Origin of the sequence: Chelativorans sp. YIM 93263 (assembly GCF_028767125.1) — a bacterium.
GTDB lineage: Bacteria > Pseudomonadota > Alphaproteobacteria > Rhizobiales > Rhizobiaceae > Chelativorans.
This window is the reverse complement of record NZ_JAKCWP010000003.1, coordinates 19,409-33,940: the sequence shown is the minus strand read 5'-3', so window position 1 is coordinate 33,940 and position 14,532 is coordinate 19,409. Positions and strand designations below refer to the sequence as shown.

The window sequence follows — 14,532 nt, the reverse complement described above, 5'->3', positions numbered from 1 at the left end:
GGAGCAGAACGTACATACGTGTACTTGAGCCGGAAGCGCGAAAAAGTGGCATTTGCAGTCCGTTCAGGAATGAATCTCAACAGGCTGTAGATTCTAGAGGATTCCGTTGGAACATAAGGTAGAAAACCAGTCCCCGCCGATTGCCGGCACGAACGCGTGGCGCTCGGACCCGCTTTTGATGCAACTGGCGGAAGATTTTTCCGAGCCGGCCCGAAAGGACCTGGATGCGCTGGGGCGTTTCGTGCGCACGCAGGAGGCGCTGGATCTCGCCCGTTTGGCCAACACCGAAACACCCCGGCTGAGGACGCACGACCGCTACGGAAGCCGTATCGACCTTGTCGAGTATCATCCTGCGTACCATGCGCTGATGCGTCGTTCCATCGGTGGCGGTCTGCATGCCTCCATCTGGGAGGACAGTACTCACGACAAGTCGCTTAGGCACCGGGTGCGCGCGGCGCACTTTTTTCTGACGGCGCAGCTTGAGTGCGGTCATCTGTGTCCGCTCACAATGACCAACGCCTCGCTCGCCGCGCTTATGTCTAATACGGAGCTTTTCCGCGCCTGGGCTCCCAGGGTGATTGCCCGCAAATACGACCATGCAAACCGCCCCGCGTCGAAAAAGGCCGGCGTTACCCTCGGCATGGGAATGACTGAGAAGCAGGGCGGCACCGATGTCCGCGCCAACATGACGATGGCCGAACCGGCTAGTGACGGTATTTACCGCATCAATGGCCACAAATGGTTCCTCTCCGCGCCCATGAGCGATGCATTTCTTGTGCTGGCGCAGGCACCGGAGGGACTTTCCTGTTTCCTGCTGCCGCGTGTTGCGGAAGACGGGACGAGCAACGGCTTCCGTTTCCAGCGGCTGAAAGACAAGCTTGGTAATCGTTCCAACGCCTCCGCGGAGGTCGAGTTCGAAAACACGCTCGGCCATCTCGTCGGTGAGCCGGGAGAGGGCATCCGCACCATCATGGATATGGTGACGCTGACCCGCCTTGACTGCGCGCTCGGCTCAGCCGGGCTCATGCGCGCCTCGGTCGCCGAGGCGGTCCATCATGCCCGACACCGGCAAGTCTTCGGCAACACCTTGGTCCAGCAACCGCTCATGCAGCGTGTGCTGGCCGACCTGGCTCTTGAGGTCGCCGGCGCGACGGCGCTGTCCATGCGGCTTGCGCGCGCCTTCGATCTTGCCGCAGAAAACCGGGGGGAGGCGGCCTTCGCCCGCCTCATGACCCCGGTGGTGAAATACTGGGTATGCAAGGTCGCCCCCGCCGTCACCTATGAGGCGATGGAGTGCCTGGGCGGCAATGGGTATGTCGAGGAAGCGCCGCTTGCCCGCCACTACCGCGAGGCGCCTGTCAACGCCATCTGGGAAGGTTCGGGCAACGTCGTCGCGCTCGACGTTCTGCGGGTTCTCGATCGCAATGCCGGTTTGTTTGACGACGTGCTGGCCCTCATTCACCAGGATCTCGGGGATACAGGCCGCGGCACCATGGATGTGCTTCAGGCCGCCGTCCGCGTCTGCCAAAGCGATCCCGGCTCGGCGCGCATCCTGGTCGAACAGATGGCGCTGGCCGCCGCCGCGGCGGAACTGAGACGGCTTGGCGCCGGGCGGGTCGCCGATGCTTTCGTGGAAACCCGGCTCGCGGGCCATTGGCGCGGGACTTACGGCATTCTCGACGCTCGCCACGACACTGCCGCGATCATCGATATGCTTTATCCCGATGCAGGATAGCCTCATCCAAATTCGGGAACCTGGTGACAGTCCTGAAACGATAAGTGTCTTGGGAACATTTAAGGGCAGCGTTACAGATTCGCGCTAATTTGCTGCTGCGCCACTCCATTTTCCTGGCGTCGGCGGAAGGTAGATAAACAAACTCTCGGGGAGAGGTGGGACATGTGCGGAATTGTGGGGATCGTCGGGCACACGCCGGTTGCGCCGCTGATCGTCGATGCATTGAAGCGGCTCGAATATCGCGGATACGATTCGGCCGGTATCGCGACGATCTGCGAGGGGCAACTCGCCCGCTGCCGTGCCGAGGGGAAGCTGATCAATCTCGAGCAAAGGCTCACGACCGAGCCGCTCAACGGTCATATCGGCATCGGCCACACCCGTTGGGCCACCCATGGCGTGCCGAACGAGACGAACGCCCACCCCCATTTTTCCGACGATGTGGCGATCGTCCACAACGGCATCATCGAGAACTTCGCCGAACTGCGTGACGAACTGGTTGCGGAGGGCTTTAGGTTCTCCTCGCAGACGGACACCGAGGTCGTGGCGCATCTGGTTGCGCGCGAACTGCGCAACGGCGCAACGGCCCAGCAGGCCGCTTTCGCCGCGTTGAAGCTCCTCCACGGCGCCTTCGCCCTGGCCATCATCTTCCGCAAGGATGAGAACCTGATCGTCGGCGCCCGCAAGGGGCCGCCTCTGGCCGTCGGCCACGGCGATGGCGAGATGTATGTCGGTTCCGATGCCATCGCGCTCGCGCCCTTCACAGACGCGATCACCTATCTCGAAGACGGGGACTGGGTGGTCGTGCGCCGTTCGGGCATGGAAATCTTCGACATGGAAGGTCAGCGCGTCGAGCGCGCACGGCATAAGTCCGTCGGCACCAGTTTGCTGGTAGACAAGGGCAACCATCGACACTTCATGGAAAAGGAGATCCACGAGCAGCCGGAGGTGGTCGCCCACACGCTTGCTCACTATCTCGATTTCGCCGATGGCGGCGTGAAGCACTTCGAGTCGCCGATCGACTTCGGCAAAATCGACCGGCTGGCGATCTCGGCCTGCGGCACGGCCTATCTGGCCGGCGTCGTCGCCAAATACTGGTTCGAGCGCTACGCGCGCCTTCCCGTCGATATCGATATCGCTTCGGAGTTTCGCTATCGCGAAATGCCGCTATCCAAGAACAGCGCCGCGCTTTTCGTCTCGCAATCCGGCGAGACCGCCGACACGCTGGCATCCCTGCGCTACTGCCGCGGCGAAGGCGTTCCCATCGGCTCGATCGTGAACGTCAAGGATTCCACAATCGCCCGCGAAAGCGACGGCGTTTTCCCTACGCTCGCCGGTCCGGAGATCGGCGTGGCCTCCACCAAAGCCTTCACCTGCCAGCTTTCGATTTTCGCGGCGCTTGCCGTGCGCGCCGGGTTGGAGCGCGGCACGCTTTCCGAGGAAGAAGCAAAGAAGCTCGTCCGCTCGCTTTCCGAAGTGCCGCGCTATATGTCCCAAAGCCTCAAGCTTGAAGAGGGCATCGAGAAGATTTCGCGTGAGCTCTCCCGGGTCAGCCATGTGCTTTATCTCGGCCGCGGCACGAGCTACCCGCTGGCGCTCGAAGGCGCGCTCAAGCTCAAGGAAATCTCCTATATCCATGCCGAAGGTTATGCCGCCGGCGAGTTGAAGCACGGCCCTATCGCGCTGATCGACGAGAAAATGCCCGTGATCGTCATCGCGCCCCATGACCACATCTTCGAGAAGACCGTTTCGAACATGCAGGAAGTTGCCGCGCGCGGCGGACGGATCATCCTCATCACCGATCAGGAAGGCGCCAAACGTGCCTCGCTCGAGGACTTCGAGACCATCATCCTGCCGCCCATGCCGGAATTCGTGGCCCCGATCGCTTACGCGGTCCCGGTGCAAATGCTGGCCTATCACACGGCCGTCGCCATGGGTACGGACGTTGATCAGCCGCGCAATCTGGCCAAGTCGGTCACGGTGGAATAGGGCGCCGATACAGGCCGCCCTGCGACGTGATCACGCTGGACGAATGTGGTGCCGGCGGGTAAAGTTGCGCGCGTGTCAAGTCCGCTTTCCCAATTCGTGCTGATCCGAGGTGCCGTCCGGTGATGACCCGTCTGCGCAATTATTTTCTGACGGGGTTCATCATAACGGCCCCGTTGGCGATCACCGCGTATCTGGCCTGGTCTTTCGTCGGCTGGGTGGATTCCTGGGTAAAGCCGCTTATCCCGTCGCGCTACAATCCGGATACGTACCTGCCCTTTGCCGTTCCCGGTTTCGGCTTGATCGTGGCCCTGGCGCTGATCACCCTAGTAGGCTTTCTGACGGCCAACATCATCGGCAGGACGATCGTTTCATCGGGCGAGTATCTGCTCGGTCGCATGCCGCTGGTACGCAGCATCTATCGCGCACTAAAGCAGATATTCGAAACCGTCTTGGCCGAGCGTTCGGAATCCTTCACCAAGGTCGGCCTCATCGAGTATCCGCGCAAGGGGCTCTGGGCCGTGGTTTTCCTGGCCACGGATGCGCGTGGCGAAGTTGATGCTCGCACCAAGGAGACCGCCGGCCCAACAGTGGCGGTGTTTCTGCCGACGACGCCCAATCCGACATCCGGTTATCTGCTCTACGTGCCGAAAAACGAGATCACCGAACTGACGATGTCGGTTGAGGAGGGCGCAAAGCTGATTATCTCGTCCGGGCTCCTCTCCCCAGAGTATCAGGAGAAGACCAGGGAACTCGCGGAGGAAGCGTTGGAGACGGCTGCCGATCAGCCGGCGCGCAGCAGACGCACGGCTTCGTCTTTACCGAACAAATAGAGAAGCAGGCGCAGCGCTTCGCCGCGCTCGGACTGCAACTCCGGATCGCGGTTCAACATGAGGCGGGCGTCGTCGCGCGCGGTCTCCAGCAGGTCGGCGTGAAACTCCACCCGAGCGACCTGAAACCCGGGCATGCCGGACTGGCGGGTGCCCAGAAGATCGCCTTCGCCACGCAGCTTCAGATCCTCCTCGGCAATTACGAAACCATCCTCCGTATCGCGCAACGCCGCCAGCCGCCGTTTCGCCGTCTCGCCGAGAGGCGGCTTGTAGAGCAGCACGCAGGACGACGCCTGATCCCCGCGCCCCACACGGCCGCGCAACTGGTGCAGTTGCGACAGGCCGAAACGCTCGGCGTGCTCGATCACGATGATCGTGGCGTCCGGCACGTCGACGCCCACTTCAACCACGGTCGTGCCCACAAGAAACCGTGTTTGCCCCTCCTTGAAGGCGCGCATGGCGTCGTCTTTCTCCGCGCCCGCCATGCGGCCGTGCACCAGCCCGACCTGCTCACCGAAAACGGTCTTGAGCGCCGCGAAGCGGTCCTCCGCGGAAGTCAGCTCGATCGCCTCGGACTCCTCCACCAGAGGGCAGATCCAATAGATCTTCTGGCCTTCTGCCATGGCATTGCCGAGCCGCTCCACCAGTTCGTCCAGCCGGTCGGTGGGCATGGTGACGGTGCGGATGGGCTTTCGTCCGGCCGGTTTTTCAGTAAGCCGCGAGACATCCATGTCCCCGAATGCCGAAAGCACGAGCGTGCGCGGTATCGGCGTCGCAGTCATCACCAGCATGTCCGGCGCGTCACCCTTGGCGCTGATCGCCAGGCGCTGATGCACACCGAAGCGATGCTGCTCGTCCACGATGCTCAGCACCAGGTCCTTGAAACGCACCGTTTCCTGAAAGAGGGCGTGGGTCCCGATCACGAACGAGACTTCACCGGCAGCGATGCTCTCCAGCGCCGCCCGCCGCTCCCGGCCCTTGTCGCGCCCGGTAACAAGAACGGTCCGTAAGCCGGCCTTTTCGGCAAGAGGAGCAATGGTGGCGAAGTGCTGGCGCGCCAGAAGCTCCGTCGGCGCCATGAGCGCGGCCTGCCCGCCGGCCTCCGCCGCCCGGGCCATGGCCATGAGCGCCACCACCGTCTTGCCCGCGCCGACATCGCCTTGCAGCAGCCGCAGCATGCGTTGGTCATGTGCAAGGTCGTCATGGATATCCGACACCGCGCGTTCCTGAGACGGAGTGAGCGTATAGGGCAGCGCCGCGCGGATCTGCGCAGCGAGCCTGCCATCGCCGGTCAGCGGCCTTCCGGCAAGCTTTCGCGTGCGGGCGCGCACCAGGGCGAGCGAAAACTGGTTGGCCAGGAATTCGTCATAGGCAATCCGCCGCCAGGCCGCGCTCTCGGGCGAAACGTCCTCGTTCGTGGCCGGATCGTGCAAACGCTCCAGCGCATCGGCAAAAGGCGGAAAATCGTGTCGCGCCATTACGCTGCGGTCCTGCCATTCGGGCAGCTCGGGCAGGCGCTCGCGCGCTTGCCCGATGGCCCGGCGCAGCACCTTTGGTGAAAGCCCGCCCGTCAGCGGATAGACGGGCTCCAGCGGCGGCAGCGTATCGGCCTCCGCCGCCGGCACTATATAGTCGGGGTGGACCATGCTTGCTCGCCCGTTGAACCAGTCCATCCGGCCCGACGCCAGCACCTCCGCTCCGGTAGGCAGAATCTTCTCCAGCCATTGCTGGCGCGCATGGAAGAAGGTGAGGGCGATCTCGCCCGTCTCATCGAAGGCATAAACGCGATAAGGTACATTCTTCCGCCCGCGCGGCGGCGGCTGGTGCCGGCCGACAGTCAACGCAAGCGTCACGATGGCGCCCTGCGGAGCATAGGCAACTTCCGGCCGGTTGGTGCGGTCGATCAGCGAATGGGGCAGGACGAAAAGCAGATCCCCCACGCGCAGCGGCCGATTCGCCAAATCCGCGGGCACGACATTGCTGATCAACCCCGCAATACGGGAACCGACGCCATCCAGGGTCGTGGCTGGTGCAAACAGAGGATCGAGAAGCGAGGGGCGCATGGGCTCAGCTTAAAGCCGCAAACGCACAGGGCAATGCTTTATCCACGCGCAGGTATCATCAACATGCGCTCCAAGGTCCGGTAAGAGCCCAGTCCAGTCGTTCCCGCCACCCCTCACGAACGACTTCTGTGCGCCCTCATTTCGGTCGCTCGGTCTCCTTTGAATTTTCTGGAAGCCGCCGTCCGGCTAATCAGACAAAACGACTGACTTGGGGTGGGAAGCCGAACGACCGCTTATGGGCGAAAATCGTCCGTTTTTGCTGATTGTTAGTCGTCAGCGCAGCATTCCTTGATCGACTAAACCGGCTCCATACTCGCCTCGACATCGTCCAGAAGAGCGTTCCATTCCTCGGTGTCATCGACACCGGTGATCCGCATCAACATGAGCCCCTCCACCGCCAAGAACGCAGTGCGGGCTGCTCGGGCCTCTTGTGAGTTCCCGAATTTTCTGAGGATCGACCGATACCAATCGGCCGTTTCCACGCGATTATTGGGGTTCTGCAGATACGCTATCATTAAGCCTGCCAACTTCGCGTCGAGCGCCCCTTGGGATGAACGCATTGCGGCAATGTAGCTACGAACAAACTCAATCGGGCCGGATTTCTCGATATCAACAACCAAGGCATCGAACTGGTTGTTCCAACGATCGATTAGCCCTTTGATCAACTCGTCCTTGGACGCAAAGGAATACTGAACCCCGCCCTTTGATATGCCCGCCGCTTTCGCCAAGGCATCTATGGTCAGCGCTTGCGGCCCTTCGCTGTTCACGATGTCTTCGGCGATCGTGAGAAGGCCATCCCGGCTGATCGTCGGCTTTCTGCCCATTTCTTATCCTTCCTGAGCCAAACATGCGGTTGAAATCCATACGTATGTATTTATATGAGCGGCGTCCAGTTTTAATCAGGTGTAATTATGTCTGCCTCATACCGCGATCCGAAGCGATGGCTCGTGCTCATAGCCGTAATGCTAGCGTTTCTTCCTGTTGTCATAGACATGACCATCCTTCATGTCGCCGTGCCGACCTTGACCCAATCACTAGGTGCGTCCAACACAGAGGTGCTTTGGATCATCGACATCTATCCGTTGCTGATGGCAGGTCTTCTTGTGCCCATGGGCACTCTTGCGGACCGGATCGGCAACCGAAAGGTTCTGCTCACGGGCCTCTTAATCTTCAGCATTGCTTCAGTCTTCGCCGCGTTTTCCCCGAGCGCTCCGATGCTGATCGCGGCGCGTGTCCTCCTTGCTCTGGGGGGGTCGATGATCGTGCCCTGTGTGCTCGGTGTCATTCGCAGAGCCTTCGAGGATGATGGCGAACGTGCAATCGCTCTTGGACTTTGGGGAACAATCGGCTCTGCCGGTGCAGCTGTTGGCCCGCTCGTCGGTGGTGCACTTTTGGAGCACTTCTGGTGGGGTTCGGTTTTCCTTATCAACGCGCCGGTAATGCTCATTGTCGCACCGGCGTGCTACTTCTTTTTGCCACGCACTGAAGCCACGACGCCCGGCAAGTGGGCTATCGGCCAAGCGCTATTGTTGATCGTCGGCATGATATCGCTTGTTTATGCCGTAAAGGCCGGATCAGGCGGCAGTCATCCGCTCGCAGTCGTTCTTGCGATCGCGGCTTTCGGTAGCTGGATGATGTGGCTGTTCGTGAGAAAACAGCTTGGTTCAGATGAGCCAATGTTGGACCTGTCTCTGTTTTCCCACCCTGCAATTGTCGCAGGCATAATCATGGCCCTTGTTGCCACCGGCGCCTTGGCTGGCGTCGAACTGACCCTGGCTCAGGAACTGCAGTACGTCCTTGGTAAGACGCCGCTCGAAGCCGGTTTGTTCATGATGCCGATCATGGTGGCAGCAGCGATCGGCGGGCCTGTCGCAGGTGTTCTATCGAACACGTTCGGCTTGCGACAAGTGGCAACCATATCGCTGCTTGTCGGAGCCGGATCAATAGCCTATTTGGGCGGTGCCGACTTCCATGAACCGGGCCTACTTGTCCCAGCCGCTCTCGCGGTTGTCGGGCTCACGCTGAGCATTGGACTGACGGCGTCATCCATCGCCATCATGGGATCTGTGGAAGCTGAGAAAGGTGGTGCAGCTGGCTCGCTGGAGGGCACGGGTTATGAACTGGGTACGGCGCTCGGTATAACCCTGTTTGGCGTATTCATGGCGAGCGTCTTCAGTCAAACAATCCAGTTGCCGCCGGACTTGTCGGTGTCATTGGGCCAGCAGGCCAGCCGTTCTATCGGTGATACCTATCTGATTGCCAAGGAGCTCTCGGAAGAACAAGGCGCGGCCCTCATCGAGGCGGGCAAGATGGCCTTTAGAGCCGCCCATGTCACATTGTTATCGGTGGCTGCTGCTGTGGTCGCAGTTTTGGGTATCGCTGTATTCTTTTTACTGGCCAGCTACCGGCCAAATGAGAACCCAGTTCACTGATACTATCTAAATCGAGCACTCGGCCTCCCTGCGAAGCCGGGTGCCATTTCGACAGCATGCGAATGGCTACTTTTAGGACATCGCCAATAGAGCGCTGATGTCCGATATGGGGTCGGAAGCGGTCATGGAGGTCGCCCGTGCTTATGGCAGCTATTCATCCTCAACCTCCAGGACCGGATGGTCAGGAATCGGCCCCAAGGCGATCAGGCGGCTTCGCGCCTAAACTCGGTCATAGCGCCGGCCGCCCCCGATTCCAGAAGCGGACATCGCTGATGACAACGCGACAGCCGAGGTTACGGCAATAGTTATCAAGCACCCTACCGCGCATCAAGCCGAATTCTTCTGAATTTCCCCGCTCAGCCATTCCACATCCCTTCCTTCCGCGGCTTCAATACGGGCCAGTTCGCGTTTCAGTATCTCGATATTGCGGCGATGAGACTTGAAGACAACGTCGAATGCGTCCCCGAGGATCGGAATGCCGCCGAGCAACATGTCGATACCGGTGTTGGACGCAATCAGTACCATGGCGCGTTTCCGTGCTCCCATTCGGGTGGCTTCATAGAACATGATCACACCGGGCCCAGCGGTCACGACATCGCCGACCCCGGGGATCAGGCCTAGGATCGAATCCCAACCGACCGGAACTCCAAAGACGCGGAACTTGGCGTCGAGGCTGTGGGCCAGACGGTCTAACCGGGCGATGCGCGCGCGGCGGGAACGTGCGTCGGCATCAGCGGCGGGCGATGATGTAGACGGCATGAACTATCCCCGGGATGTAGCCCAGAAGCGTGAGCAGGATATTGAGCCAGAAATGCTTACCGAGCCCGACCTCGAGAAACACGCCGAGTGGCGGCAGCAAAACGGCGATGATGATTCGGACGATGTCCATCATGAGGGTTCACACTGGGTCAATTTACAGTGCTACCGAATGCGGGCCTGTTTAAAATGATAACGTATGAGAGTCCGTGCTGGTTCCAGACGACTGGAAGGGGAGGGATAGGCGAGACTCCGCTCAGAGGACTGTTCCCAACTCCGGCTACTCGCAGAGAATCTTGCTAGAAGACGCCCGATGCGATTGCGCACTCTCGCCGTAGCTGAATGTGCGGGCGGCTGAAAAACGGCTTTGGCGCTTTGCGCAGCGCCAGGCGGCGCGCTTCCAGGTCGTCAAAGCCTCGACAGCTTCGACTAAACCGCCATCCCCAAGCTCAACAAGATGCAGGTGCTGGAACTGGCGCCCTGCGAATGGCCCCAAGTCGGACATTTAGAACAGCTTTCGGCGATCTCGAAAGGTTCCTTCAAGGCCGGTAAACGCTTAAGCACTGCAGACAACCTTCCGTGTACATTTAGGCGTTGAGCTTATGCGACAAATGGCGAAAATGAATGTCCCATTCGGTCGGTCACCGCCCGTCAGCGGACTGTCTCCTTCCGGCCCCGAACACGTCATTCGGCGATCGGCTTTGCGACGACTGGTTTGTCCACAAAGCCGCCGCCCCGCACCTTCGCATTGGACTTCTGCTCTACCGCCAAAACCCAATCCCGCCATCCGAGAAACAGAATGGTTCCAAATCGCCAGCCGATGCTCTATATGCGCTTTTCGCATTCAAAAGGCACGAGAATGACCGGAACAAGCCGTACGAGCGCTGATCTCGACCCGCGCAGGCGCCGCGTGCTGGTGCGTGCGTGGCGGCGCGGCATGCGCGAGATGGATCTTGTTTTGGGTGGCTTCGCCGATGCGCATATCGGCACGTTGAGCGATGCTGACGTAGCTGAGTTCGAAGCTTTGCTGGAAGTGCCCGATCCCACGCTTTACCCTTGGGTGACTGGTGCTGCACAGGTGCCGCAAGCATACGATACGCCGCTTCTTGCGTGGATCCGCTCAACCGCCGGCGCGACGGCCTGATATATGACCGCATTACTTGAAACCATTGGCTTGAAGCGCCGAAACGGGCCGGCGATCGTCGACGGAGTCGCGGACGGCTATGAATCCTTTGCGCTTGCGCGGGTATCAGCCGAACTCGCACCGGACGGGCCGCTAATCTTCGTCGTGCGCGATGGTCAGCGTCTTCCAGCGATTGCCGAGGCGCTGCGCTTTGCTGCTCCCGGTCTGCCCCTTCTGGAACTGCCGGCCTGGGACTGCCTGCCTTATGATCGCGTCTCGCCGGGCTCGGATGCGTCTGCGCGGCGTCTGGACGCGCTTTCGGCCATGGCGGCTCTGAAACGGAAACCCCACCGCGCCGTGGTTCTGGTCAGCGCCAATGCGCTTTTGCAGCGGATGCCGCCGGCCGAAAATGTCGAAAACCAAAGCTTCCGTGCCCGGCCCGGTAACCAGATCGATATGGAAGAACTCGTTTCGCGTCTGGAGAGCAGCGGTTTCGAGCGCGTGCCGACGGTGCGCGATGTCGGGCAGTACGCCGTACGCGGCGGCATTCTGGATCTGTTCGCTCCGGGCTGGGAGGAGGCGCTGCGACTCGACTTCTTCGGCGATACGCTGGAATCCGTCCGCGCCTTTGACGTCGCCAGCCAGCGCACCACGGGGCAGCGCACGGAAATGACCCTGCAGGCGATGAGCGAGGTCACGCTCACGCCTGATGCGATCAGCCGTTTTCGCAGGAACTATATCGAGACTTTCGGTGCACCCTCGCGGGATGATGCGCTTTACGCCGCGATCTCGGAGGGGCGGCGGTTCTCCGGCATGGAGCACTGGCTGCCGCTCTTTTACGACCGTCTCGAGACGATATTCGACTATCTGCCGGATGCGCCGCTCGTCCTCGATCACCTCGCGCAGGAGGCTATCGGCGAGCGCCATACACTCATCACTGACCACTATGACGCGCGCAAGCGCCAGCTCGACGAGGGCGCCAGCCTGGGCGAAGCCATTCCCTACAAACCGGTCGAACCCTTAAAGGTCTATCTTGACCCGGAGGAAATCGCGGCTGTCGAGGAAGAACGCGCCTTCATTCGCTTCACACCATTCGCCACACCCGACGCGGGGGCCGCAAAGATCTTCCACGCGGGCGCTGCCGCCGGCCGCAACTTCGCCGAGGAACGCGCCGATCCGAACGCCAATGTCTTCGACCATGCGGTCCGGCACATCAGCGATCTGCGCGCCGACGACAAGCATGTTCTGATCGCGGGTTGGAGCGAAGGCTCGGTCGACCGGCTCGGCCAGATCCTTGCAGAGCATGGTTTGGGCGGCGTTTCACGGGTGGACAGTCTTGATGCACTCGGAAAATTGCCGCGGGGCCAGGCCGGCATCGGTATTCTGCCGTTGGAAGCAGGATTCGAAACCGCGAACTTCGCTGTCGTCAGCGAACAGGACATTCTGGGCGACCGGCTCGTCCGCCGCACCAAGAAGCGCAAGAAAGCCTCTGATTTCATTTCGGAAGTCAACGCACTTTCGGCGGGCGATATCGTTGTCCACGCCGACCACGGCATCGGGCGGTTTGTAGGCCTGCGTACCATCGAGGCGGCCGGCGCCCCGCACGAATGTCTGGAACTGCGCTATGCGGGCGACGACCGGCTGTTCCTGCCGGTGGAAAACATCGAGCTTCTCTCCCGCTACGGGTCCGACGCTGCCGAAACCACGCTCGACAAGCTCGGCGGTGTTGCCTGGCAATCGCGCAAGGCCAAGCTCAAGAAGCGCCTTCTGGAGATGGCCGGGCAGCTTATCCGCCTGGCTGCGGAGCGCGAGATGCGAGCCGCGCCGCGGATAGTGCCTCCCGACGGCGTCTATGGGGAGTTTGCCGCGCGTTTCCCTTATGATGAAACCGAGGATCAGCAGACAACGATCGAGGCGGTTCTCGAGGATCTGGGCGCTGGCCAGCCGATGGACCGGCTGGTCTGCGGCGATGTCGGTTTCGGCAAGACCGAGGTGGCCCTGCGTGCCGCCTTTGCCGCGGCGATGGAAGGTTTTCAGGTTGCCGTCGTCGTCCCGACCACGCTCCTTGCCCGCCAGCACTTCAAAACGTTTCAGGAGCGCTTCAGCGGTCTTCCGGTTCGCATACGCCAGGCCTCGCGTCTGGTCAGCAGCAAGGAACTGGCCGAGACGAAGAAGGGGCTTGCCGATGGAACGGTCGAGATCGTCATCGGTACCCATGCGCTTCTCGGCGCTGCGGTGAACATCAAAAACCTGGGCCTCCTCATCATCGATGAGGAACAGCACTTCGGCGTGAAGCACAAGGAGCGGCTGAAGGAGTTGAAGGCGGATGTCCATGTCCTGACGCTGTCGGCCACCCCGATCCCGCGCACGCTGCAATTGGCAATGTCCGGCGTGCGCGAACTCTCGCTCATCGCCACGCCGCCGGTCGACCGCATGGCCGTGCGGACCTTCATCTCGCCCTTCGATCCGTTGGTCATCCGCGAGACGCTGCTGCGCGAGCGCTATCGCGGCGGCCAGAGCTTTTATGTCGTGCCGCGCATCTCCGATCTTACGGAAGTGAAGAACTTTCTCGCCGAGCATGTGCCGGAGCTCAAGGTGGCCACGGCCCACGGCCAGCTTGCCGCGGGCGAGCTGGACGACATCATGAACGCCTTCTACGATGGCAAGTACGATGTGCTCCTGTCGACCACCATCGTCGAATCGGGGCTCGACATTCCCACGGCAAACACGCTGATCGTGCACCGCGCCGACATGTTCGGCCTGTCGCAGCTTTATCAGCTTCGCGGCCGCGTCGGCCGCTCCAAGGTGCGCGCCTACGCGCTCTTCACCCTACCGGCCAACCGCAAGCTCACGCCCACCGCCGAGCGCCGACTCAAGGTGCTGCAATCGCTGGAGACCCTCGGCGCGGGCTTCCAACTCGCCAGCCATGACCTCGATATCCGCGGTGCCGGCAATCTTCTGGGCGAAGAGCAGTCCGGCCACATCAAGGAAGTCGGCTACGAGCTTTACCAGCAGATGCTGGAGGAAGCCGTCGCGGAAATGCGCGGCGAGGCCGAAACGGCCGATACCGGCTGGTCCCCGCAGATCACCGTCGGAACTGCCGTCATGATCCCGGAGAGCTACGTTCCCGATCTTCAGCTTCGCCTGGGGCTTTACCGCCGGTTGGGCGAACTGGAAACGGCCGAAGAGATCGACGCTTTCGGTGCCGAGCTCATCGACCGTTTCGGGCCGCTGCCGGAGGAGGTCCAGCATCTCCTCAAGATCGTCTATATCAAGGCGCTCTGCCGCCGGGCCAATGTCGAGAAGCTGGATGCAGGGCCGAAGGGCGCCGTGCTGCGCTTCCGCAATCAGGAGTTTGCGGATCCCGCGGCCCTGGTTGGCTACATTGGCGAGCAGGGGCCGCGCGCCAAGATCCGCCCGGATCAGAGCATTGTCCTCATCCGCGATTGGCCGACGGCGGAGAAGCGCCTAGCGGGTGCTGCGACGGTCATGACGCAATTGGTACGCCTCGCGGAGAAAGTGGCCGCCTGAGGTGCGGTGTATAGCTTTCGCTGCCGAAGGCGGTATGGTTGACTTGCCGACACCCTTCGGCTTTACACCGGACAGCCGA

Annotated in this window: 10 protein-coding genes; 6 read left to right on the top strand and 4 right to left on the bottom strand. The window is 61.3% G+C overall.

The window, feature by feature from the left end:
* The first annotated feature begins 106 nt into the window (after positions 1–106).
* From LY631_RS07180 to LY631_RS07170, 3 genes are all read left to right on the top strand, one after another.
* Positions 107–1,735 carry an acyl-CoA dehydrogenase family protein gene (locus LY631_RS07180; RefSeq protein ID WP_274424506.1) on the top strand — a complete coding sequence of 543 codons (1,629 nt, stop codon included), beginning with the start codon at positions 107–109 and terminating at the stop codon, positions 1,733–1,735.
* 162 nt (positions 1,736–1,897) lie between these two features.
* Positions 1,898–3,721 carry a glutamine--fructose-6-phosphate transaminase (isomerizing) gene (glmS, locus tag LY631_RS07175; RefSeq protein ID WP_274424505.1) on the top strand — a complete coding sequence of 608 codons (1,824 nt, stop codon included), beginning with the start codon at positions 1,898–1,900 and terminating at the stop codon, positions 3,719–3,721.
* 122 nt (positions 3,722–3,843) lie between these two features.
* Positions 3,844–4,551 carry a DUF502 domain-containing protein gene (locus tag LY631_RS07170; protein ID WP_274424504.1) on the top strand — a complete coding sequence of 236 codons (708 nt, stop codon included), beginning with the start codon at positions 3,844–3,846 and terminating at the stop codon, positions 4,549–4,551.
* On the opposite strand, the gene recG is transcribed toward LY631_RS07170, so the two are convergent.
* Positions 4,503–6,611 (bottom strand): ATP-dependent DNA helicase RecG, encoded by a 2,109-nt coding sequence (gene recG, locus LY631_RS07165; protein WP_274424503.1) that lies wholly within the window; start codon positions 6,609–6,611, stop codon positions 4,503–4,505. The two genes, LY631_RS07170 and recG, sit on opposite strands and share 49 nt — an antisense overlap.
* Positions 6,612–6,907: 296 nt before the next feature.
* Complete coding sequence (locus LY631_RS07160; RefSeq protein ID WP_274424502.1) at positions 6,908–7,435, bottom strand: TetR/AcrR family transcriptional regulator; 528 nt, start codon at positions 7,433–7,435, stop codon at positions 6,908–6,910.
* An 87-nt stretch (positions 7,436–7,522) separates the two neighbouring features.
* Between LY631_RS07160 and LY631_RS07155 the strand changes: the two genes are divergently transcribed.
* Positions 7,523–9,043: an MFS transporter gene (locus LY631_RS07155; RefSeq protein WP_274424501.1), complete on the top strand. Its 1,521-nt coding sequence runs from the start codon at positions 7,523–7,525 to the stop codon at positions 9,041–9,043.
* A gap of 327 nt (positions 9,044–9,370) precedes the next feature.
* Here LY631_RS07155 and LY631_RS07150 read toward each other — a convergent pair whose 3' ends face one another.
* Both LY631_RS07150 and LY631_RS07145 read right to left on the bottom strand, forming a co-directional pair.
* The gene (locus LY631_RS07150; protein WP_274424500.1) at positions 9,371–9,802 is read right to left on the bottom strand and encodes a DUF4112 domain-containing protein; all 432 of its coding nucleotides are present in this window, start codon (positions 9,800–9,802) and stop codon (positions 9,371–9,373) included.
* A complete protein-coding gene (locus LY631_RS07145; RefSeq protein ID WP_274425080.1) occupies positions 9,774–9,932 on the bottom strand; it encodes a YqaE/Pmp3 family membrane protein in 159 nt (52 codons plus the stop codon). Before LY631_RS07145 ends, LY631_RS07150 begins: the two co-directional genes overlap by 29 nt.
* Positions 9,933–10,658: 726 nt before the next feature.
* On the opposite strand from LY631_RS07145, the gene LY631_RS07135 reads away from it, so the two are divergent.
* Together LY631_RS07135 and mfd are read left to right on the top strand one after the other, a co-directional pair.
* Positions 10,659–10,943 carry an FAD assembly factor SdhE gene (locus tag LY631_RS07135; RefSeq protein ID WP_274424499.1) on the top strand — a complete coding sequence of 95 codons (285 nt, stop codon included), beginning with the start codon at positions 10,659–10,661 and terminating at the stop codon, positions 10,941–10,943.
* Between the two features lie 3 nt (positions 10,944–10,946).
* A complete protein-coding gene (gene mfd / locus LY631_RS07130) occupies positions 10,947–14,453 on the top strand; it encodes a transcription-repair coupling factor (protein WP_274424498.1) in 3,507 nt (1,168 codons plus the stop codon).
* The last annotated feature ends 79 nt before the right edge of the window (positions 14,454–14,532 follow it).

Excerpts from the sequence above, each read along its gene's own strand:
- glmS (WP_274424505.1), top strand. The coding sequence starts at position 1,898 with ATGTGCGGAATTGTGGGGATCGTCGGGCACACGCCGGTTGCGCCGCTG.
- LY631_RS07170 (WP_274424504.1), top strand. The coding sequence starts at position 3,844 with ATGACCCGTCTGCGCAATTATTTTCTGACGGGGTTCATCATAACGGCC.
- recG (WP_274424503.1), bottom strand. The coding sequence starts at position 6,611 with ATGCGCCCCTCGCTTCTCGATCCTCTGTTTGCACCAGCCACGACCCTG.
- LY631_RS07160 (WP_274424502.1), bottom strand. The coding sequence starts at position 7,435 with ATGGGCAGAAAGCCGACGATCAGCCGGGATGGCCTTCTCACGATCGCC.
- LY631_RS07155 (WP_274424501.1), top strand. The coding sequence starts at position 7,523 with ATGTCTGCCTCATACCGCGATCCGAAGCGATGGCTCGTGCTCATAGCC.
- LY631_RS07150 (WP_274424500.1), bottom strand. The coding sequence starts at position 9,802 with ATGCCGTCTACATCATCGCCCGCCGCTGATGCCGACGCACGTTCCCGC.
- LY631_RS07145 (WP_274425080.1), bottom strand. The coding sequence starts at position 9,932 with ATGGACATCGTCCGAATCATCATCGCCGTTTTGCTGCCGCCACTCGGC.
- LY631_RS07135 (WP_274424499.1), top strand. The coding sequence starts at position 10,659 with ATGACCGGAACAAGCCGTACGAGCGCTGATCTCGACCCGCGCAGGCGC.
- mfd (WP_274424498.1), top strand. The coding sequence starts at position 10,947 with ATGACCGCATTACTTGAAACCATTGGCTTGAAGCGCCGAAACGGGCCG.